The sequence below is a fragment of the Shewanella halotolerans genome (genome assembly GCF_019457535.1).
Classification (GTDB): Bacteria; Pseudomonadota; Gammaproteobacteria; order Enterobacterales; family Shewanellaceae; genus Shewanella; species Shewanella halotolerans.
The window spans coordinates 3812993-3833946 of record NZ_CP080417.1 but is presented as its reverse complement, the minus strand read 5'-3'; the positions used below and the strand labels follow the sequence as shown (position 1 = coordinate 3833946).

Below are 20954 nucleotides of genomic sequence, written 5' to 3'. Positions count from 1 at the left end.
TAGTTACTATTAGCGAGCCATAGGCGCCAGTTTTGAAAGGGCTTAGATGAGAATCTAGGCCCTTTTTGTTTTCTGGTGTTAGTGGTTTCTGCGTGATGTATTGAAATGTGCCTATTGGCTCGACGTGGCTTGACGTAGTTTGAATTCAATTAGCCATGCTTTAGCGTTAACCGTTACTGTGGTTAATTGCCTGCCGCAGGCCTTATGTGCAAACACATTTGTGACACGCTACGAGCACTTCCATGTGAGCTCTACCTCGGCATCCATGCCTCGGAAGGTCACAAATGTGTTTACACTGAGTCTATTGTTTCTTCGATTTGACCGCTTTTGAACCTGACAGGAAAGTCAAAAGCAAAATCATATTTGGACAGAAACGCGTTAGAGTATTTGATCAGTAACGCCGCGCTCAGCCGCCGGAGGTGTTTGGCGGTTTGTTTGCGGGGTTTTCGCAAACAAAGTGACAAATACCGGAGGTCGGTTGCAGCGCCTTGTTATGCATTTTGCACAATATGTGTTTCAAATTCACTCCAAGACGATGCAAGCTTTACTGCTACACTTGGCTCCATACCAATTAAGGGCAATAGAAATATTTGGCCAGACTCATCGAATACAAATACTTCACCTCCGCCATCACAAGCGAAGGCAATGAACCCAGGTGCATCTTGAGCTATGCCGATGTCATTGTTCATTTGCTCAATTTTATCTAGTGGCTCAAGCTCAAAATACCCGCCAAATTCATAGTCAGTCTCACCCCATAGCTGATCTGATGATTTAAAAAACTCTATGTATTCTTTAGGTAAAGTAGCTTTCATTATATTTAGATGCCTGATCTATCCTTCTGCATAACAGCTTATTAGTGCGCATGCGCGTTTACCTCGTTGGACCAGTGAAAACGCGCACAGTTAACTATCTGTATACAATGAACTTATCAGCATTTTGCTAAATATACCATCTAGAAAAACGCGCATGCGCGTTTTCCAAACCTATTATCTACTTTACACGAATTACATACAGTTGATTTTAAAGGAGTTATATTATCAATAACGGCAAAGCACGCACGGATTTAGACTTAAAATCACCCAAAAGTCACATAATTTAAATATGACAGTGTATCTGTCCAGTTTCTACTTCTTATGGTAAATCTCACAAACAGGACTTAGGTAAAAAATCGTAGGGCAGTAAGTTTGCGACTTACTAGCTGACCAACAACTTACTTTAGGGCAAAACCAAATCAGCTCTTTCATTCCCTTTACATCCCAAACACGGTCAAATCGAAGAGACGTTGGATACCGAGTGTAGATACGCCGGTGACCTTCGGTTTCAGGGATGAAACCGCAGAGCGGCCAGGGATGGCGTACAGCGTGTCACAGGCGTATCTGCACAACCCCCGCCGGGCAGGCGTTAGATGGCGATGAAGGTACGACCTTCATTTACCTCCCTAACATCCATTCCGGTGTGAAGACGTACAGCGTGCCACAGGCGTATCTGCATATACGTCGTTCTTTCATATCTTACCCATAGGGATATGGGGAATGTCGGCCTGATGTAGGGAGCATCACTGACCCTGTGATCACGACATTGGTACTTCCATGTACTGCACCCGCCGGGCAGGCGTTAGATAACAATGAAGGTTAGCCCTTTAAATACCTACTAAATAATCATTCAGCCTGATACTCGAGCATAAGTCCACAGCCTATTTGTAAAGGCTACTCACAAACTCATTGGTGGGCTCAGGTAAGAGGTCCTGCGGATGATCGCCGCCGAAACTGGCCCATTTACTCTTGCCTGTGTATGACGCGTTGGCGATCTCTTGCTTGGTCTGTGCATCCAAGACGATAAGCTGAATCTCTATGGTGTCAGGGATCCCTGACCATTCGGTTGCCCTGTCTTCCCAGTGAAGAATGATAGGTTTGACAAAGTAGCCAAACTGATTGGCATCGAGCTGTTTTAGGCAGTCATCATCCACGCAATCGGCCGCGATACTGACCTTACTTGTGTATTTGGAGAAGGCGCTTCGCACAGCATTGGCCGTCATCCGGCCTGAGTTACGATATTCTTGGTTGCCATACCAGCCATCTTTGGGCATGGCGATTAATACGCCTTTGGCAGGATCTAACTTGGCAATGGGGGCCTGTAGCGCCGAGTGTTGATAGGTCGAGCTACAAGCTGTGAGTAATAATGCAGAGGTAAGAAGTGTTATCTTTTTTATCATCGCAGAGCCTTATTCAATTAACCCATTAATCGCCAAATTAGCCTAGCTTTATTCCATGCCTGAGTCCATGAACTGCATCACTAACAAATAAGTTATCAAGAAACAAAGACAAAGACCCCATAGCTCCCAGTAATGCCAAATCGAAGAGATGAAAGCACCGGGTGTAGATACGCCGGTGACCTTCGTTTTCAGGGCCGAAAATGTTCCTGACATTTTTCGGCATTCCCTACATCCATGTAGGTCAGATGATTTCGCAGAGCAGCCAGGGCCAAATATGTTCCTGACATTTTTCCGCATTCCCTCCATCCTTGGAGGTTAGATGGCGTACAGCGTGTCGCAGGCGTATCTGCATATACGTCGTTCTTTCATATCTGACCCATAGGGATATGGAGAATGTTGGCCTGATGCAGGGAGCACCACTGACCATGTGATCACGACATTGGTACCTTCATGTACTGCACCCGCCGGGCAGGCGTTAGATAACAATGAAGGTTCGACCTTCAATCACCAACCCAATACAAATCAAGCCGGAAGTTACTCTAGTGACTATTCACCCAACAAAGCCCCCCAACAAAGCCCCCCTTAAGCAGGCTAGTGCTTAAGAAAAATGTTCCCATCGTTTCTTAGTGGTTACGAAGACGAGCACGCCGCCGAGCAGCCCAGTCAATGAGCTCATAACGCCTATGCCGATATAGAGGTTGATGACAAATCCGATGGCGATGACGCAGTAGAAACCATATACGCCTAGCTTCTGCCATCGCCAGATCATGGTGGCCAGGACGACATTCATCAGGCTCATTAGTCCGAGAAAATAGAGTATGCCGGTGCTGGCGCTGGGGTAGATCTCTGTGATGGCTTGTGGATTGGCAAAATAGGTGATGGCGGTCAGCGGATTGGCGATAAACATCAGGACTAAGAAGGCGCTTAGCCAAAATCCACGCTGCTTCTCTGTGATTTGCTCGCTCGTTTCTGTCGATGTCATGTAACCCCCTAGTGAGTTTTATTTTTATATCGTTTTCTCGCGCAATAATCACTATAGCGCTGGCTTATGACAGGGAATGTGACCTGTCACTAATCCAAGGGATTTAACTGGGATATGGTTAGTATGGTGATGGGCAGCTGGTGAATTGCAGGCAACTGGCTGCCAAGCGAAAGTTGATAAAGCGCACTTTGATAAAACGCACTTTGATAAAGCGCGTGTCTTGATAAAAGGCGCGTCACTCACCCGGTCTTAAGGGATAGGGGAAGATGATGGGGTTTGGGTGAGTGGCTCGCCTTTTTCGAGGGGAAAACCACCTCTTAACGAGGTGGTTTTGTTTACAGATATGCTTGTTTAACCCCGCCTGCTAGGGCACCACGAAATCGAATCGATTGTGGCAGCCGGTGCAATAGTTCTCAGATTTCTGGTGAACCTTGTGGCAGTTAGTACAATCCGTTTCTGTATCGAAGTGGCGATTCTTATGGGGATTGGTCGGTTTGAAGTTCTCCGTTTTCTTCGCCAGTTTCTGGGTGTTGTGGCACTTGACGCACTTCATCATGGTCACGGCCTGACGAGGCTCGGCCTTGCCATGACAGCTCGCACACTTAATGCCGGCTTCTAGGTGGGTCTGATCCAGTAGTGGCAATTCTTTGGCAAATGTTGCGTTGGCAAATAAGCTCAAGGCAACGGCTAGTATCATATTGATTAATTTTACGTTTTTCATTTTCTATTCCATTCTATCATTTGCAAGATGGCCCTATGCTCGGGCATCCGTAATAGATTCAGCCTGTTATAACTTGGCGACGTGTCTGCCGGTCAGGTAACCGAAGGTGTAGCAACGACCCAATGAGAGGCCAAACACTGTCAATGGATAGTCGACCCCGCCGTAGAAGCCACCGCCCATGTTACCGACGATGAACAGGCCACCGATTGGCTTACCATCTGCATCCAATGCCTGATGATTCGCATCAACCAGTACACCAGAGGTGATAGCCGAGATACGCATGCGGCGGTGAATACCGTAGAAAGGCGCTTTCAGTACAGGAGCCATCTTGCTTGGCGCCTTGCCGAAGTCGTCATCTTTACCTGTTTTGCATAGCTCGTTGTAACGGTTAACGTTTTTAACGAAAGTCTTAGGATCACAACCGAGTTTCTCTGCCAACTCTTCTAGCGTGTCAGCGACAAAGGTATTGATTTGAGATGGGTAAACGCCTTTCTTTTCGCCTTCAACTTCTGGCATGTAATGCTTTAACTCTTCAGGCGTGTATGCACGTCCTGGCCAGTCTTTTGACTGCTCCATGTAGTTAGAGTCGAAGATTTGGTTGTAGCGACCTTGGTTAACTTCATCACGTAGGTAGTTGTTCATTAATGACATTTCTACCTGCTCGTTAACGAAGCGCTCACCTTTACCGTTAACCACCAGGAATGGCATATCACACATTGCCGCCGGACCCGCGTCGAAGTCGTGAAGCATCTTAGTGTGACCCGCAGGCTCGATCACGCCGCCCGCCCAGTAGGCCATGGAGAAACCGTCGCCGGTACGATCCATCTGCTTGCGTTCGAAGTTCTTGAGATCTGGGATAAAGAAGTCGCACATCGCCTTATTGTTTTGGTAGTCGCCGGCAGAAAGAATGACACCTTTCTTCGCCATAAACTTGTGGTACTTACCATCACGGTTTTGCGCAATAACGCCGATCACTTTGCCGGTTTCATCTTGGATCAGCTGTTGTGCAGGGGTGTTGAAGAAAAACTTAACACCGGCTTTTTCAGCGGTTTTCGCCAGGGCACGCATACCGTCGCCCGCGGTGTATGGCTTAGGACCGAAGTATGAAGTGACGAATTCCAGCGAGTGCTCAGTAATGCCATGAATACCGTGTTGTGGCTTAGTGCCTTGGTCTACACCCTTAGCCCCACCTTTGTTGGCGCGGTCAAGTACCCACTTCACCGCTTCACCTGAGTTATAAGCCCAGCTTCTGATGAGTTCAGGGTGGCTGCGGTGAGCGTTATCCGCCATTAGACGGTTAACCAGGGCTTCAACACCGGCTTTGTCACACTTCTTAAGGTCGAGGCCTGAACCTGTGTTGCCTTGAGAAACGACTATGGCTTGCTTTTGCAGCACGGCAACGCTAGCACCATTCTCTCTGGCTGAAAGTGCGGCGGGTACGCCCGATGCGCCGGCACCAACCACCACCACATCGAAGGTCTGGGTCGAGGCGATCTCGCTGTCGGCGATTGGCTTGGGCTTAGGCATAAATTCCAGCGAGGCATTGCCTATCTGTGCGTATTCTTGGCCAGGCGCCTCTGAGGCGCTTGCCGTGCCGGCGATACCCGCGAAGGCTAACCCGCCCGTGCCCATGGCGGCGCGGGTCAGAAAGCTCCGGCGTGAGATGCCATGTTGCAGGACATTGGCTGTGTATTGGTCAATTTCTTTCGATTTCTGTGGATACTCTTTACTCATCTCATACTCCTTTGATGCCTTTGTCTTGCGCGCTTTGACTGGCTAGGGAAAGGCACCAGACTGGGTTTTGCCCCATGATATTTATTTTTTTAACTCAAATTAGCGGCAAACTTGGGAAACCAAATTTAAACTCCGCCTTTTAAATGTATGACATATGATAATTGGTCGAAAGCCTTAAAGGTGACATCTTTGCTGTGCTTCACAAAACGGTGTGATTTTGAGCGCCACTATACAGATAGTTAACTTATTGCAATAAAAACAGTTGGTTATTGTTTGGTTGTGAGCAGAGGGATAGTGCGAGTGGTTAAGTGGATGCTGCAAGCTGGTGCGCTAACCATTACTTTAGCTGTTGCTTAAATTTTGAGCGGGCTTGGGTTTAGGCTTAGATTTGGGCTTGGGTTTGGGCTCTGGCTCGGCTTTGGTGAAAGGTGAGAGGTGAGAGGTGAGATGGGGATTAGGCGAGAGGAGCTTAGATGAAGTGCTGGCTAACAGCAGGCTGACTACATTGCGCTGGCATTCGGCTAAGGGTTAGCTAAGAGTTAGCCAAGAGTTGGCTATAGGCGGTTAGGCAAGATCGCGCCAAAGCCCGTCTAATTGGGCCTGGGTTAGCGGTCGCATCTCGCCTTCTGGCAGATCGCCCAGGGTTAAGGATTCGATGGCGACGCGTTTAAGGTCTATTACCTTGTGGCCAAGGGCCTGACTCATGCGGCGGATCTGGCGGTTGAGCCCCTGGGTGAGGACAATCTCGAAGCTGTCTGGGCTTAGGCGTGTCACCTGACAGGGCAGTGTGGTGACATCCTTATAGCTGACCTCTGCTGCCATCTTAACCACAAAATCATCATCGAAGGGCCTGTCTAGCCTGACATGGTAGCGTTTGTGGTGGGCAAAATTGGGGTGCATCAGGCGCTGGGTCAGCTCGCCATCGTTAGTGAGTAGTAGTAGCCCCCTGGAGTCTTTATCCAGCCGGCCCACGGGGTAGAGTCGCGGCTGCTGTGGCAGCAGATGGATCAAGCTGGTTGTATCCTCTGCCAGCAGGCGGCAGTCTGTCCCAACCGCCTTGTTGAATATCCAGTAGGCCTTGTCGGCGATAGGGGGCAGAGGCTCGCCATCGACACAGACGCTGAGCGATGCCTGTGTGCCTGCGGGCGTCTCTATCAACTCGATGCTGTCAGTGTGTTTGGCGAGCCGATCGTCCAGGCTGACTCGCCCGTCGCGGATCAGTCTCGATGCGGCGCGGCGCGAGCAGAGTCCAGTTAAGGCCAGGTACTGGGCGAGGCGCATCGACGCGCCTAGCCGTGGGCCGAGACTTGGCTGATCAGGTTGTCCTGATAGCTGTGTCTGGCGAGCTTCTTGATGGTGAGCGCCAGGGTGACACACCAGATCATCACCAGATTGGTCTGGGCCCACATAGCAAAGGCGACGCCGCAAATAGAGCCGTCGTGGTGGCTGCAGGGGGCGAAGTCGAGTATCCCCCAATCGACCATGAGGGCCAGGCTGCTGGCCGCCGTCAGTCCCAGGCCGCTAACGATAAACAGCGGCGTCGAACAGATTGCCTTATGGTTGACCCTGGCCGAGAGGGTCAGGAAATAGAGGATGATGGTGGCGATCAGGAAGATGGTGGAAAACAGCCTGTGCTCTTTGAGGTAGTTGATGGGGTAGATGCCGATGAGGATAATGGTCACCCCCACCACAAAGCCCGCGAAGGCGATATAGTTGCCAAAGTGCCCCAGCTTGAGCTGCAACAGGCCGTACATGGCCAGCAGTATGCAAGAGCCTGCCAGGATAAGTCCCATGTTGAAGATATAGGCCAGGGGGGAGTCCACATAGTTGCCCAGCAGATCCGGCCGCTGGTTAAAGGCCTCCAGTCCCATCACCTGGAACTTGGCGAACAGGGAGATAGAGATGCCCAGGGCAGAGATGAGCGCACCGGTCAGAATGGTGAAGACCACCATGCGTTGCAGGTCATAGTTTATGGGTTGGTGTAGGGCCATAGCGATGCCATTTATTGTTATTTTTTGAATATAAAAAAGGAGTACATTTTTGGTACTCCTTTCGTTTCGACGCATGGCTAATTTCAGTAAATGCTTAACCTAATTCACTGCGTCGCAATTATATCCCTATGGCATTAGTTTAAGTGAAAACCCCCATAGAGTGGAACTGTTAAGGTGAGGATTGTCACAAATTGATCCGTGCGCCCATGGTTAGGGCGCACAAATTCAGCTTAGTGACGCTTACGCAGTACCACTATGGCGATGGCAACTATGGCGAGGATCATGCAGTACCAGGCGTGGGCAACCGCCTGCAGCGGGCTGATGCTGAAGGTGGAGGCGATCAGCAGCGCCTGGGCACCGTAAGGGATCAAGCCCTGAATGATGCAGGAGAAGATATCCAAGATACTGGCGGCGCGCTTAGGAGTAACCTCATGCTTCTCGGCCAGATCTTTGGCGATATCGCCGGTCACCACAATAGAGACGGTATTGTTGGCCACACAGGTGTTGGTCAGTGCGACTATGCCTGCCATGCCGAGCTCAGAGGCGCGGGTCGAGGCCTCGCCCTTGGCGCTGGAGAAGCGGACGATCAGCTTCTCAATCTGCTTGCTCACAAATGCCAGTCCACCCTGTTGCTGCATCAGGGCCGCCAGGCCACCGACCAGCATGGAGAGGATGAAGATCTCCTGCATGTTGCTAAAGCCGGCATAGATATCCTTACCAAATTGGATCAGGCCATAGTCCAGGGTGGCAAAGCCGGTGATGCCTGCCAGCAAGATGCCCACTGTCAGCACCACGAACACGTTCAGCCCGGCGACCGCCAGTACCAAGATGGTGAGGTAGGGGATAACCTTAAGAAAATCTATCTGTTGCGGCGCCACATCGGCCTGGCCTTGACCGGCCAGGGTGAACACTACCAGGGTGATCAGCGAGGCGGGAATGGCAAAGATCAGGTTTTCTCTGAACTTGTCTTTCATCTCACAGCCCTGGGTGCGGGTCGCGGCAATGGTGGTGTCAGAGATGATCGACAGGTTGTCACCAAAGAGGGCACCTGAGATCACAGCCCCGGCCATCAGCGCCAGATCGATCTGCGCCTCTTCGGCCACGCCCAGCGCGATTGGGGCGACCGCGGCTATGGTGCCCATAGAGGTACCCATGGCGGTGGCGATGAAGGCGGCGATCACGAAGAAACCGGGTAGCAGCAGGTTAGAGGGCACTAACGACAGCCCCAGCGCCACGGTAGCATCCACGCCGCCAGTGGCCTTGGCCACGGAGGCAAAGGCGCCGGCCAGCAGGTAGATGAGACACATGGCGATGATGTTGGAGTGGCCTATGCCGCCGATGAAGGTCTCTATGCTCTGGTTTAGCTTCTCTTTCGAGATCAGCAGCGCCAGTATGATGGCGGGCAGGATGGCGACCACGCTCGGCAGCTGATAGAAGGCAAAGTCGACGCCCTGGCTCTGGAAATAGACGCCGGCACCGATAAACAGGGCCAGAAATAGGAATAGTGGCAGCAGGGCGATAAACGATGCCTTTGGGGCCGTGGTTTGTGTTGGTGTTGTCAAAACGCTCTCTCTTCTCGCTAAACGTCTCCTTGGAGACGTGTCATTAAAACTGGATGCTCGTTCCCTTGCCCTCCTAGCTGGAACATCTCGCTTTTCTGCGAAATGGGACATCTCAATAGGTGAGAGGATATGAGATCGAAAGACGTCTGTCAATTTAGACGTCTAGATGTTTTTACTGCTAAATGTTTGGTTGCTGTTAAATCCTCTGACAAGCCTGTTAACATCTTGCGGTAACAAGTTATTAACTTGCCTAGCTTAAGCCGAGAGATCAAATTTTTTATCTTGTTAAAACTGTCACTTAACTTATTACTCATGCTAGGCTTGCTTAGGCTAAAACGGATTGGAAATCGAAAAAATGATGTTAGTCGAGGTGGATAAGGCGCGTTATCGCCAGCATTTAAATCGGGTGATTGCGGTGTTTATCGCCAGCTTGGCCCTGCTGTCTCTGGTATCAGGGCAGCTGTTGATCGCCTTGTTTGGCAATCAGGAGGTGGTCAGCGGCGAGTCGACCGGCAACCTGCACCTGAATTTCTTCGGCGTGTTGATAGGCTTTGGCACCTGCGCCTTGGCGCTCTACCAGCAGCGCCACAAAGCGTACTTTCGCGAGATCTATTATGTGTCGAGGCTCAAGGCGCTGCAGAACCGCATCTACCGCAAGTTTAAGCAGATTAAGCAGGCGGGCGAGCGTAACGACATCGACGCCCTCACCATACAGGTGTTCTATTTCAGCAGCCAGAAGCTGGTCTATCTGCTGGATGACAACACATTGACCCTGAGCCAGGTCGATAAGGAGCTAGAGGCGGTTAAGGCGCGCATCGCCGAGCTTGGGCTTAATATCGGCCCTGAGGATTTCGACGAATCGCTGCTGGAGAAGTTTTAGCGTTAGGCTGGCGTCTTCAGTAAAGACGCCGTCAAGGCTCAAACCATTGACTAGCGGCTGTTGCGGTATTCCTCTTCGATTCCTGCTAACAGGCCGATAAATTCGGTGAGATGGCTACGCATCGCCTCTTCGGCCGCTTTTTCATCGCCGGCGATGACGGCATCTACGATAGAGTTATGCAGGCCCGCCGGGTGTATCTTGTCGGTATCGGGCTGAAATTGCTGGACGATAGAGGCAACCAGTTGGATCAGTGACTTGTCTATCGCCATCAGGAAACGGTTCTGGCACATGTCGGCCAACAGATAATGGACTCGGCTACGCAGAAATACCGTTTCTGGGTAGGCCAGGCTGTCGCTCTCATGGGCATTGGCTTCACGCAGCTGAATGGCCTGCTCTTGGGTACAGTATTTTGCGGCGAGGCCGGCCACTATGGGCTCGATGGCCAATCTTGCCTGGCAGATCTCGCTAAACGACATCTGGCCGAGAAAGAAGAGATCCTTACAGTCGTTGCTCAGGCGCTCGAAGGTGAGGGCTTTTACAAAGGCGCCGCCGGTGGCTCCCTGTTTGATCTCTACCAGATCTTTCGCTTCAAGACTCTTGATCGCTTCGCGCACCACGGTGCGGCTCACCTGGAAACTTTCGATCAGTTCCCGCTCTGAGGGTAATTTATCGCCGACACTAAACTTGCCTTGGAAAATGGCTTGTTTGAGCTGATTAGACACCTCTTCAGAGGCCTTGACCTGTTTGATTGGCTGAAAAGTGTTCAAGATAAATTCCATAAAATTAAGTGGATGAAAATTATATCATAGCTAGTCATCTTCTGAGTAGTTCATGCTGAATTACCACTATTTCCCCTAGCAGCCCCTGCCGCAAAAATTCAATAGTCGCGTTAGCAATTTTTAACAATTGATTATCACAAAAGTGACCCTTTCCCCACTTTACATAAATCCGTGAGCGACTGTTCATATCTCAATCGATGCAATATACCGCCAAATTTAAATGTCGTACATTTAACGTATAACGTTAAATTGTTGGCGTTATGTAATCGAGTGTCACCGAAGGGACAAGGGTGACCTCAGGCTTGGTGTTGCTGCGCAGCGACGAATAACGACAAAAGAATGATTCTCTCAAAGGTCTGCTTGATGTCGGACTTATTCGAGAGACAGGGAAATAAGATGATGAAAAAAAACTATTTATCGCTATTGGTGATGTCAGCTATTGCGCTACCGGCTGCCGCTGACACCAGTTTAGATCAGATGTTCAGTCAAGGCAGCTTGCGGGGCGAGTTGAGACTCTTCGACTTTACCCGTGATTTCGACGGAGACACCAATACCAAGCACGATACCTCGCTGGGTGGACTCTTCTATTACAACACTGCCGCCGTCAATGGCATCAGCATAGGCACCAGCTTTGCTTCGGCCAACTCCTTGTGGACCAATGACTCGGATAGCTTCTATGGCCTGGTGGGACCGAATCACGAGAACGTGAATCGCCTGCAGGAGTATTTCATCCAGGGCGAGTGGTGGAACACCAAGTTTAAATATGGTGCGCAAGAGCTGCGTACCCCTATGATGAACCCCCATGATATCCGCGCCATTCCCCGCACCTTCCGTGGCTTTACCGCCTATAACAATAGCGTCGATAATCTCACCCTCTCGGCCCTCTATATCACTGACTCCATGGGGTGGTTCGACAATCAATTTGTGACAGTGGCAGAGGCTGTCGCCAGTGAGGTGAGACGCACGACAGGTCAGGTCGTCGAAGTCGCCGATAACCCTGTCTATGCCCTGGGCGGCAAATACAAGTTGCAGTTCGATGGCGTGAAAGGCGCTGCCGATCTCTGGCACTACCGCATGGAAGATGTCTTCAATCAGACCTTTGTGAAACTGAATCTGTCGATGAATGTCGGGGATGCCAACCTCTATGTCACCCCCTCTTATCTAACCCAGCAATCCTCTGGTAAGGAGACCGCCGGCGAGTTGGATACCTATCAGTATGGCGCGCACCTCGGCCTAAAATATGCCGGAGTAAACCTCACCTATATGTATGCCAAGTCAGGGGATGATAACGTGTTGACCCCTTGGGGTGATGACAAGGTGGTGATCCTGCAGGTCAATCAATCGGCCCGTGCCAACGAGACGGTCAATGCCCTGAGAGTGGCCTACGACTTCGATAAGCTGGGGGCAAAAGGGCTGAGCGCTTACGTCTTCTATGGTGATTTCGATGTGCCTGAGACTTCGGGCAGTGACTTTAGCGAAACCAACTTCTCGGTCAGCTATTCACTGGATAGTTTGATGAAAGGTTTAAGTGTGCGGGCGAGACACGCCATTGTGGATTATGACAATGGAGAGGATCTGACCGATACCCGTTTCTATATCAAGTATAAGCTTACTCTGGGTATTTAATGGGTTAACCAAAACGTAAAGCGAGTCCTGGCCCTGCGTCTTACGCTCCCTGCACCATTTGAGGCGTGGGGCCCTTTATCAAATTATTTATGCTTGCGCGGCCGGGATGGCCGCTGATTATATTTAATGTTTGGTTAGATATTGCTTTTGATGACGCCGTTGATGGTCATAGGACAACTTGGCTGCGGTCTATGCCTTAGGCGGCTACCTAAGGTGTGGCCGCAGCCTTTTTTGAATCACTGCCCGGCTCCAGGCCAAACACCTCGTTGAAGGCCTGGGTGAGCAGCTCTACCTTGGCGCTCTCACGCGCCGACTGCTTGACCACCATGGAGAGGTTGAACTGGTAACAGGCCTCATCCCCGTGAATGATCTTGATCTCCTGCTGTTTCAGCTCCTCCTGTATGTAGCTTAGGGGCAGGTAACCTATGTAGCAACCCGATAGAATTAAGGTTTTACGAGTATCAAACTGATACGCCTTGGCCGACAGGTTGAGGCGTTTGAGCTGCTCTCTACCCTCGGGGTCGATATCGACACCTGGGTGGATTGAGGGGGTCTTGGCCAGCATCTCGGCACTGATCTCTTCGTCGCTCAGATGAAAATAGGGATGCTTGGCGCTGCAACACAGGTAGATGGGCTCGCTGAAGATGGTCTGATAGTTGAGGCCCTGGATCTGTTGATAGCTGGGCAAGAGGCCGACATGGGCCTTGTCCTGTAGCAGCGACTTCTCAATCTGGTGCAGCGCCTCGCCGTCAAGAATAAGGTGTAGCTGCGGCTGACGTTGGTGTATGTAGGCGATCACCTGGGCCAGCTTCTGCTGCATGCCGTAGTCCAGCTGATCGGCGCAGAGGATCACCAGCTCGCCGATCAACTCCTCCCCCAAGTTGTTAACAAACATCGAGAAATCGTTGAGGGAATCGAATAGTTCGATACAGGCGTGATACACGGCCTGGCCCGCCTCCGTGAGGGCAAATCCGCCCCGTCCCCGGCTACACAGCTTGAGTTTCATGCGACTCTCTAGGTTCGACATATGCACGCTGATGGTGGAGCGGGTGACCCCGAGTTCATTCTCTGCGGCGGCGAAGCCACCATTCTCGACCACGGTGCGAAAGATGCGCAGTAATCTGAGATCGTATTCGGTGATCGCCTTAGGGATGATGGACTGTTTGCTCATTAGTTTTACCTGCTTCAAACTTTTTGTTGAATATTTGGTATTTAACCTGAGTTAGTTTTGCTATTCAATAGAGAAATTAGCGCGCCCGTCTTGATTCAAGCTCAGGCGTAGCCCTTTAGATTCAAACTATTTATGCAGGGAACTGTTATGCAGGGAATTAAAGACACTCAGTTAATCAAACTTTCCTCCTATATCGACGGCAGATGGACGGCGGGCGAGCAACGCTTCGACGTGGTGAACCCGGCCAGCCAGGAGGTGATCGCCCAGGTGGTTGACGCCAGTCTCGAGGATACCCAGGAGGCCATATTGGCCGCCAAGCGGGCACTGCCGGAGTGGTCTAAGCGTTCGGCCAACGAGCGCGCCGCCCTGATGCGTAAATGGTTCAACCTGATGATGGAGCACCAGGAAGATCTGGGCCGCTTGCTGACCCTGGAGCAGGGCAAGCCCCTGGCCGAGGCCAAGGGGGAGATCGCCTATGGCGCCGCCTTTATCGACTGGTTTGCCGAGGAGGGCAAGCGTGTCTATGGCGACACCATTCCGGCGCCCGCCAACGACAAGCGTATTCTGGTGATCAAGCAACCTGTGGGCGTGGTGGCCTCTATCACCCCCTGGAACTTCCCCAACGCCATGATCGCCCGTAAGGCAGCGGCTGCGCTGGCGGCCGGTTGTACCTTCGTGGCACGCCCTTCACCGCTGACGCCGCTGTCTGCCTTGGCGATGGCCGAGCTGGCCGAGCGCGCCGGTATCCCTGCCGGGGTGTTCAACATAGTGGTGGGCGAAGATGCCGTGGGCATGGGCAAGGTGCTAACCCAGCATCCAGATGTGGCCAAGTTCACCTTCACCGGCTCTACCGCCGTGGGCAAGATTTTGCTGGCCCAGTGCGCGACCAGCGTGAAGAAGGTTTCCATGGAGCTGGGGGGTAATGCGCCCTTTATCGTGTTTGACGATGCCGATATCGATGCCGCTGTGCAGGGCGCCCTGATCTCCAAGTATCGCAACGCCGGGCAAACCTGTGTCTGCACCAATCGTATTTTCGTGCAGAAGGGAATTGCCGCGGCCTTTACCGAAAAATTTACCGCCGCCGTGGCCAATCTCAAGCTGGGCGATGGCCTGGGCGATGGGGTGACCGTCGGCCCTATGATCTCCAAGGATGCGGTGCAAAACGTGCTTAAGCTGGTGGATGATACTGTCGCAAGCGGCGCCAAGCTGGTGATCGGCGGTCAGCCGAGTGAACTGGGCGAGAGTTTCCTGGCACCCGTGATCGTCACAGATGTGACCAACGAGATGCCGCTAGCTCGCAACGAGATCTTCGGCCCTGTGACCCCTATCATAAGCTTCGATAGCGAGGCTGAGGCGCTGGCCATGGCCAACGATACCGGATATGGCCTGGCTGCCTATTTCTACGCCCGGGATATCGGCCGCATTTTCCGCGTCGCCGAGGGGCTGGAGTATGGCATGGTGGGCGTCAACGAGGGGATCATCTCCAACGCCGCCGCGCCATTTGGCGGGGTGAAGCAGTCGGGCAACGGCCGTGAAGGCTCCAAGTATGGCCTGGACGATTACCTGGAAATTAAATACCTGTGCCTCGGTGGCCTGGATAAGTAGTGGCTTGGATAAGTAAACGGAAGGATAGAGACGATGAGCAACGTAGAATTACAGGCGCGTAAGGTACAGGCGATCGCCAGGGGACAAGGTAACGCCTATCCCGTCTATGTGGAGCGGGCGTTAAACGCCGAGCTGTGGGATGTCGAGGGCAAGCGCTACATCGACTTCGGCACAGGCATCGCTGTGTGTAACACAGGCCATAGCCATCCCAAGGTGGTGGCGGCGGTGAAGGCGCAGCTGGATAACTTCAGCCACACCTGTGTGATGGTGAACCCTTATGAGTCGGCGGTAGCCCTGGCGGAGCAGCTTAATCGCATCGCTCCAGGCGACAGCGACAAGAAGGCGATCTTCGTGACCACGGGCGCCGAGGCGGTGGAAAACTGCGTCAAGATCGCCAGGGCCCACACAGGGCGTCGCGGCGTCATCGCCTTCAACGGTGGCTTCCATGGCCGCACCAACCTAACCATGGCGCTGACGGGTAAGATCACCCCCTACAAGCATCAGTTTGGCCCCTTCGCCGGGGATATCTTCCACGCGCCCTATCCGGTGGCCTTCCATGGCGTGAGCGTGAAAGACTCCCTCAAGGCGATCGAGCATCTGTTTAAGGTGGATATCGCCCCCTGTGATGTGGCGGCGATCGTGGTCGAGCCCGTGCAGGGAGAGGGCGGTTTCTACGCCGCGCCACCTGAGTTCTTACAGGCGCTCAGGGCGCTGTGCGATCAGCATGGTATCGTGCTGGTGATGGATGAGATCCAGACAGGTTTTGGCCGTACCGGCAAGATGTTTAGCTGCGAGCACGCGGGCGTCGAGCCGGATCTGATGACCATGGCCAAGGGGATCGCCGGTGGCTTCCCACTTGCCGCCGTGGTGGGTAAGAGCGAGATAATGGACGCGCCGCTGCCGGGCGGGCTTGGCGGCACCTATGGCGGCTCACCCGTGGGCTGTGTGGCGGCGCTGGCGGTGCTCGAGGTGATGCAAGAGGAGCAGCTGGTGGAGCGTGCCGTTAAGATAGGCGACACCTTCAATCAGGCACTCTCTGCCCTCAAGGAGCAATATCCACAGCTGATTGGCGAGGTGCGCAATCAAGGCGCCATGATCGCCATGGAGCTGGTGATCGACGGTGACAGTGAGCAGCCCAACACGGCATTGACACAGGCGATCATCGCCAACGCCGCGGCCCATGGCTTGGTGCTGCTGGCCTGTGGCTTTTACGGCAACGTGATCCGCTTCCTGCCGGCGTTGACCATCAGCGATGAGATCATGGCCGAGGGGCTGGCCAAGTTTAAGACGCTGTTCGAGAGCCTGGTGGACTAAATCGCGCTTGTTTGAAATAAATAAACAAAAGCCTGGGACGCTCTCCCGGGCTTTTTTGTATCTGTATGTTGAAAATCGCCACAAGACCTTGAATAAGCAAGTCGAAGCGCGTAAAACTGCCTGTCAGCAGCGTTATTCACCAGGCCAATTGGCCTCAGGCGAGGGAGTTTAGGTTTTTGGATCACTTTATTTGGAATATGGACCCAGTGTTGGTCTCTTTCATGGGGCTGACGATACATTGGTATGGCGTCCTGTTTGCCACGGCGATCGCCGCGGGCTTTCAGGTGATGAAACGCATCTATGTGCGCGAAGGCCTGGATGTGGAGTCACTGGATAACCTCTTGATCTACTGCGTTATCGGCATAGTGGTGGGGGCGCGTCTGGCCCATGTGTTGTTTTACGATCCCAGTTATTACTTCGCGCACCCAGCTAAGATTCTGGCGATCTGGGAAGGCGGCCTGGCCAGCCATGGCGGCGGCCTGGGGGCGATCCTGGCGCTCTACTATTACCATCGCAAGATGAAGCTACCTTTCCTCTTCCTGCTGGATCGTCTGGCGATCGCCACGGCCATCTTCGGCTTCTTCGTGCGTATGGCCAACTTCGTCAACTCGGAGATCCTTGGCGTGCCGAGCGACAAGCCCTGGGCAATAGTGTTCGAGCGGGTGGACATGTTGCCGCGCCATCCGGCCCAGCTGTATGAGGCGCTGGCCTACCTGAGCATCTTCATCGCCCTTTGGGTTATCTACAAGACCACAGAGATGAAGCAGAAGCAGGGCGCCCTGTTCGGCCTCTTCCTGGTGTGGGTGTTCAGTGCCCGTTTTGCCATAGAGTTCGTAAAGGTGAAGCAGGCGGCCTACGCCCAGGACTGGACCATGAGCGCCGGTCAGATGCTGAGTATTCCTTTCCTGCTGGTGGGGGTCTTCCTGCTGGTGAAGCCCTATCTGGCATCCAAGACCAAATAGCGATAAGCAAGCCCGACTCAGCTCGGGCTTTTTTTCAATTAAAAACAGTTAATCAATCATTTAACTCATCTCCAATTAATAGATCCTCTGCTAAAATTGGGGGGCAAATCTCATTGTCCCAGCCTATTCATCTGCCAGAAGGAGACCTATGTCCTACCAGGTTATCTTGTTAGGGATCGCCGCGCTGATCGCCGTGGGGATCCTGTTGCATCACCCCTCAAAGACCCTGGGGTTGCCCAGTCTGTTGATCTTTATGGGCGTGGGCCTGAGCCTGGGCAATGGCGAGTTTAATTTTGTCTACGATAACCTCACCCTGACCTCCACGGTCGGGGCGGTCGCCCTCAACATGATCGTCTTCGTCGGCGGCATTAATACCAAGACGGAGAGCATTAAGCTGGCCTACAAGGAGGGCGGGGTGCTGGCAACCTTTGGGGTGCTGCTGACCACGCTTATTCTGGGGGCACTCCTCTATCCGCTGACGGAATGGAGCCTGGTGATCTGCCTGCTGTTTGCCGCCGTGGTCTCTTCGACCGATGCCGCGGCCGTGTTCTCGATTCTGGAGTCGAAGAAACTCAAGCTCAAGGAGCGCACGGATACCGTGCTGGAGTTCGAGTCGGCCACCAACGACCCGGTCGCCCTGGTGATGGTGATGATACTCACAGGTATCGCTCTGGCGCCGGACGCGCCGGTATCAGCCTGGGCGATAGGCCAGATGCTAGGCTTGCAGATCGCCTTAGGGATAGGCGTTGCCTTCGTGGTGGCCAAGTTGGCGGTGTGGGCACTGAACAGCATACATCTCGAGGAGTATGGCCTGATCCCTGTGTTTGTGCTCGCCAGTTTCGTGCTGGCAGCCTATGGCAGCGAGTTGGCTGGCGGCAATATCCTGATCGCCTCCTATGTGTGTGGCGTAGTGATGGGTAACGGCATACGCCGGGGCGTGGAGGTGACGCGGCATTTCTTTAACAGCCTCTCTTGGCTGGCGCAGTCGCTGATGTTCATCATACTCGGGCTGCAGATCTTCCCCCAGACCCTGTTTAGTGTGTTCTTCCTGTCGCTTATTCCGGCGGCGCTACTGATGCTGGTAGCCAGGCCCTTGGCGGTGCAAATCTGTTATCTGCCGTTTCGTCAGGCGAGCTGGAAGAAGCGGCTGTTTATCTCCTCCATAGGTCTCAAGGGGGCGACCCCTATCGTCTTCTCGCTGATCCCGGCGGCGGCCGGTGTCGAGGGGGCGGTGGAGATGGTGCATCTGGTGTTTTTCATCGTGCTCTTCTCCATCCTGTTGCAGGGGGCGGCCATAGAGCCCCTGGCTAAGCGGCTTGGGCTTAATAGCGACAATTAAGGGCTAGCGTTTAACTCTATTCCCAGTGCTCAATTCCCAGCGCCCAATTGCCAGTACTCTAGGGCGCCGTCTGAGCTGAGGGTGATGAGCTGCCCACCATAGCTCACCATATCCATGACGGTCGTGCCCATGGAGAAGGGGGTGAGTTGCCAGCGCGCTAGCTCTTTGCCGGTGGCGACCTGCCAGCGAAAGATTGTCTGTTTCGAGGTGGCAGTGATCAACTCATCGCCTCTGTGAATGAAGCGGGCGCGGCGAAAATAGCGGTAGCGCTCGAAGTAGTTCAGCTTACTCAGCGCCTCACCTGTGTCGAATGCCAGCAGCTGATGATTGTCCAGGTTGTCGGCGAAGAAGAGGCACCTATCGGCCTCGTCAAACGCCAGGCTGGTGATGCGCTGGGGCAGGGAGAACTGCTTTATTATCTCGCCGCTGCCACTGACCCACCAGAGCACCTTGCCATCATGGCCGGCCGATAACAGGCGCTCATCCGAGCTGCCAAAGGTGAGGAAGGCCACCTCGGCGTCGTGTTGTTTAAACAGAGAAAACTGCTGCGCCGTGAAATCCACCAAGATCACGCTGCCTTCGTTCATGCCGATGGCGATGCGGCTGCCCGACTGATTAAGCGCCAAGGTCGAGATGCTGGCGTAGTCGTCAAAGCCGTTGACCTGCCAGGTCAGCTGGATATTGCCTTGCTGGATATCTATCAGGGTAATTTGGCGTTTGCCGCCATAGGCCAGATAGCGCTTGTTGCCCGACATGGCCAGCTGATAACCCGGATGCTCGAAGGCGGTAGCCGGCCAGTGAAAGCGCTGCTTGCCCTCGGGGAGGCTCCAGACGCTGAGATCCCGACTTCGACTCAATGTGACGGCCAGGCTGGCATCCTCTGCCAGTAGCCCTGCCACCAGGTTGTCTTCCACCAGTCGCTTAAGGCGCTGCGGCGGCTGGCTTGTCTGCTTATCTGAGCAGCCGGAGAGGGCGACGAGTAACAGGGCCAGGCTTAAGAGGTGGCACAGACGCTTGAGTGTGGACATGACGATAGCGGATAAGGCTCAGTTACTGGGAGTTAGCTGAGCATAACACATGTAAAAGCCCGCCGGTGTCAGCCAGCGGGCCTGAAGGTCTAAGCCTTGTATGGACCATGTCTTGTATGAGCCATGTCTTGCTTGGACTTAAGCTGGTATGGACTAAGTCTTCTATGAGCCATTACTTGAGGCGGTAGATCACCTCGACACGATCGCTGATGCTGGTCTGGGCCTCCTGATAACTCTCGGCCACATCACCACGGGCTGCGGCACTCATCTTATACACCATGGGGCGCACCGCCCCCTGAGCCTGATAGCGGATCTCCCATACACCATCCAGACGCTCACCGAAGCCTTCGGCCAGGGCGGCGGCCTTCTGCTTGGCGTCCTTGATCGCCATCAGCCTGGCCTGTTCAATCATCTCGGCTTCCTTGCTGGATTTGAAGTTGATCTGATGGATGCGGTTGATCCCTTGCTGCAACGCGCTGTCGAGCAGGTCGTTGAGCTTGTCCAGTGCCCTTAGGGTGACCACCACCTGGCGACTGGCGAGGTAGCCAATCTCCTTGTTGGTGCGCGTTTCAGGGTCGTACAGATAGTCGGGACGCAGATTCAGGTTGGCGCTCTGAACATCCTCGCGTGCGATCCCCGCCTTGGCTAACCTGGCTAGGAAGTCGCTGACCGCCTTGTCTGATCCCGCCTTGGCCTTGGCTGGATTGTCGGCCTTAGTCACCACCTCGACGGTTAGCTCGGCCATGTCGGCCTTGACGACCAGTTCGCTGGTGCCGACGGTTTCGATATGGGGGAAGTTTAGCTCTGCGGCGGCCGCGTTAGGTAAAGCAAGCAGGCTGCCGGTGAAAACCAATGAACCAAATAGGGTGGCAATCAGGGTCTTTTTCATCGAATACTCCAAACGCACGTAATAGTGACAAATCAGTAGATAGGTATCGGTTGTTTGAGCATATAGACGCAGGATCTCTGAAAAGGGGTTAAATAAACTGAAAATTTTTTTGGGGCTGTCGGAGAGGGGCTTCTCCCAAAAGAAAAAACCTGGTGATAG

At 53.2% G+C, this 20954-nt stretch carries 18 protein-coding genes; 6 read left to right on the top strand and 12 right to left on the bottom strand.

Going from position 1 to position 20954, the window contains the following annotated elements; all coding sequences use genetic code 11:
• Positions 1-491 precede the first annotated feature (491 nt).
• From K0H81_RS16615 to K0H81_RS16580, 8 genes are all read right to left on the bottom strand, one after another.
• A complete protein-coding gene (locus K0H81_RS16615; RefSeq protein ID WP_220059053.1) occupies positions 492-812 on the bottom strand; it encodes an SMI1/KNR4 family protein in 321 nt (106 codons plus the stop codon).
• A gap of 881 nt (positions 813-1693) precedes the next feature.
• Complete coding sequence (locus K0H81_RS16610) at positions 1694-2212, bottom strand: DUF4823 domain-containing protein (protein WP_220059052.1); 519 nt, start codon at positions 2210-2212, stop codon at positions 1694-1696.
• Positions 2213-2810: 598 nt separating this feature from the next.
• Positions 2811-3194: a hypothetical protein gene (locus tag K0H81_RS16605; RefSeq protein WP_220059051.1), complete on the bottom strand. Its 384-nt coding sequence runs from the start codon at positions 3192-3194 to the stop codon at positions 2811-2813.
• 364 nt (positions 3195-3558) lie between these two features.
• Positions 3559-3915 carry a cytochrome c3 family protein gene (locus K0H81_RS16600; RefSeq protein ID WP_144202163.1) on the bottom strand — a complete coding sequence of 119 codons (357 nt, stop codon included), beginning with the start codon at positions 3913-3915 and terminating at the stop codon, positions 3559-3561.
• A gap of 66 nt (positions 3916-3981) precedes the next feature.
• The gene (locus tag K0H81_RS16595) at positions 3982-5649 is read right to left on the bottom strand and encodes an FAD-dependent oxidoreductase (RefSeq protein WP_220059050.1); all 1668 of its coding nucleotides are present in this window, start codon (positions 5647-5649) and stop codon (positions 3982-3984) included.
• A gap of 564 nt (positions 5650-6213) precedes the next feature.
• A complete protein-coding gene (locus K0H81_RS16590) occupies positions 6214-6930 on the bottom strand; it encodes a 23S rRNA pseudouridine(2604) synthase RluF (protein WP_144202159.1) in 717 nt (238 codons plus the stop codon).
• A gap of 8 nt (positions 6931-6938) precedes the next feature.
• The gene (locus K0H81_RS16585; protein WP_258406321.1) at positions 6939-7640 is read right to left on the bottom strand and encodes a DUF998 domain-containing protein; all 702 of its coding nucleotides are present in this window, start codon (positions 7638-7640) and stop codon (positions 6939-6941) included.
• A 230-nt stretch (positions 7641-7870) separates the two neighbouring features.
• Positions 7871-9202 (bottom strand): Na+/H+ antiporter NhaC family protein, encoded by a 1332-nt coding sequence (locus K0H81_RS16580; protein WP_011866974.1) that lies wholly within the window; start codon positions 9200-9202, stop codon positions 7871-7873.
• Positions 9203-9542: 340 nt separating this feature from the next.
• Here K0H81_RS16580 and K0H81_RS16575 point away from each other — a divergent pair, with 340 nt between their 5' ends.
• The gene (locus K0H81_RS16575) at positions 9543-10082 is read left to right on the top strand and encodes a DUF3087 domain-containing protein (protein WP_258406320.1); all 540 of its coding nucleotides are present in this window, start codon (positions 9543-9545) and stop codon (positions 10080-10082) included.
• A gap of 50 nt (positions 10083-10132) precedes the next feature.
• Here the strand turns inward: K0H81_RS16575 and K0H81_RS16570 are convergent, their stop codons facing one another.
• Positions 10133-10849, bottom strand: a complete 717-nt coding sequence (locus tag K0H81_RS16570; RefSeq protein ID WP_258406319.1) for a FadR/GntR family transcriptional regulator — start codon at positions 10847-10849, stop codon at positions 10133-10135.
• Positions 10850-11257: 408 nt separating this feature from the next.
• Between K0H81_RS16570 and K0H81_RS16565 the strand changes: the two genes are divergently transcribed.
• Entirely contained in the window at positions 11258-12487 is a 1230-nt protein-coding gene (locus K0H81_RS16565; RefSeq protein ID WP_220059047.1) for an OprD family outer membrane porin, read from the top strand.
• 208 nt (positions 12488-12695) lie between these two features.
• Here the strand turns inward: K0H81_RS16565 and K0H81_RS16560 are convergent, their stop codons facing one another.
• Positions 12696-13658 (bottom strand): LysR family transcriptional regulator, encoded by a 963-nt coding sequence (locus tag K0H81_RS16560; RefSeq protein ID WP_220059046.1) that lies wholly within the window; start codon positions 13656-13658, stop codon positions 12696-12698.
• 147 nt (positions 13659-13805) lie between these two features.
• On the opposite strand from K0H81_RS16560, the gene K0H81_RS16555 reads away from it, so the two are divergent.
• The 4 genes from K0H81_RS16555 to K0H81_RS16540 all read left to right on the top strand — a co-directional run bounded on the left by K0H81_RS16555 (position 13806) and on the right by K0H81_RS16540 (position 18878).
• A complete protein-coding gene (locus tag K0H81_RS16555; protein WP_220059045.1) occupies positions 13806-15263 on the top strand; it encodes an NAD-dependent succinate-semialdehyde dehydrogenase in 1458 nt (485 codons plus the stop codon).
• A 33-nt stretch (positions 15264-15296) separates the two neighbouring features.
• Positions 15297-16577 (top strand): 4-aminobutyrate--2-oxoglutarate transaminase, encoded by a 1281-nt coding sequence (gene gabT, locus K0H81_RS16550; RefSeq protein ID WP_220059044.1) that lies wholly within the window; start codon positions 15297-15299, stop codon positions 16575-16577.
• Positions 16578-16774: 197 nt separating this feature from the next.
• On the top strand, positions 16775-17539 hold the full coding sequence (gene lgt, locus K0H81_RS16545; RefSeq protein ID WP_434086891.1) for a prolipoprotein diacylglyceryl transferase: 765 nt from the start codon (positions 16775-16777) through the stop codon (positions 17537-17539).
• Positions 17540-17687: 148 nt separating this feature from the next.
• Positions 17688-18878, top strand: a complete 1191-nt coding sequence (locus K0H81_RS16540; protein WP_220059042.1) for a potassium/proton antiporter — start codon at positions 17688-17690, stop codon at positions 18876-18878.
• Positions 18879-18907: 29 nt separating this feature from the next.
• Here the strand turns inward: K0H81_RS16540 and K0H81_RS16535 are convergent, their stop codons facing one another.
• On the bottom strand, positions 18908-19906 hold the full coding sequence (locus K0H81_RS16535) for a WD40 repeat domain-containing protein (protein ID WP_220059041.1): 999 nt from the start codon (positions 19904-19906) through the stop codon (positions 18908-18910).
• A gap of 172 nt (positions 19907-20078) precedes the next feature.
• On the bottom strand, positions 20079-20795 hold the full coding sequence (locus tag K0H81_RS16530; RefSeq protein ID WP_220059040.1) for an oxidative stress defense protein: 717 nt from the start codon (positions 20793-20795) through the stop codon (positions 20079-20081).
• Positions 20796-20954 lie beyond the last annotated feature (159 nt).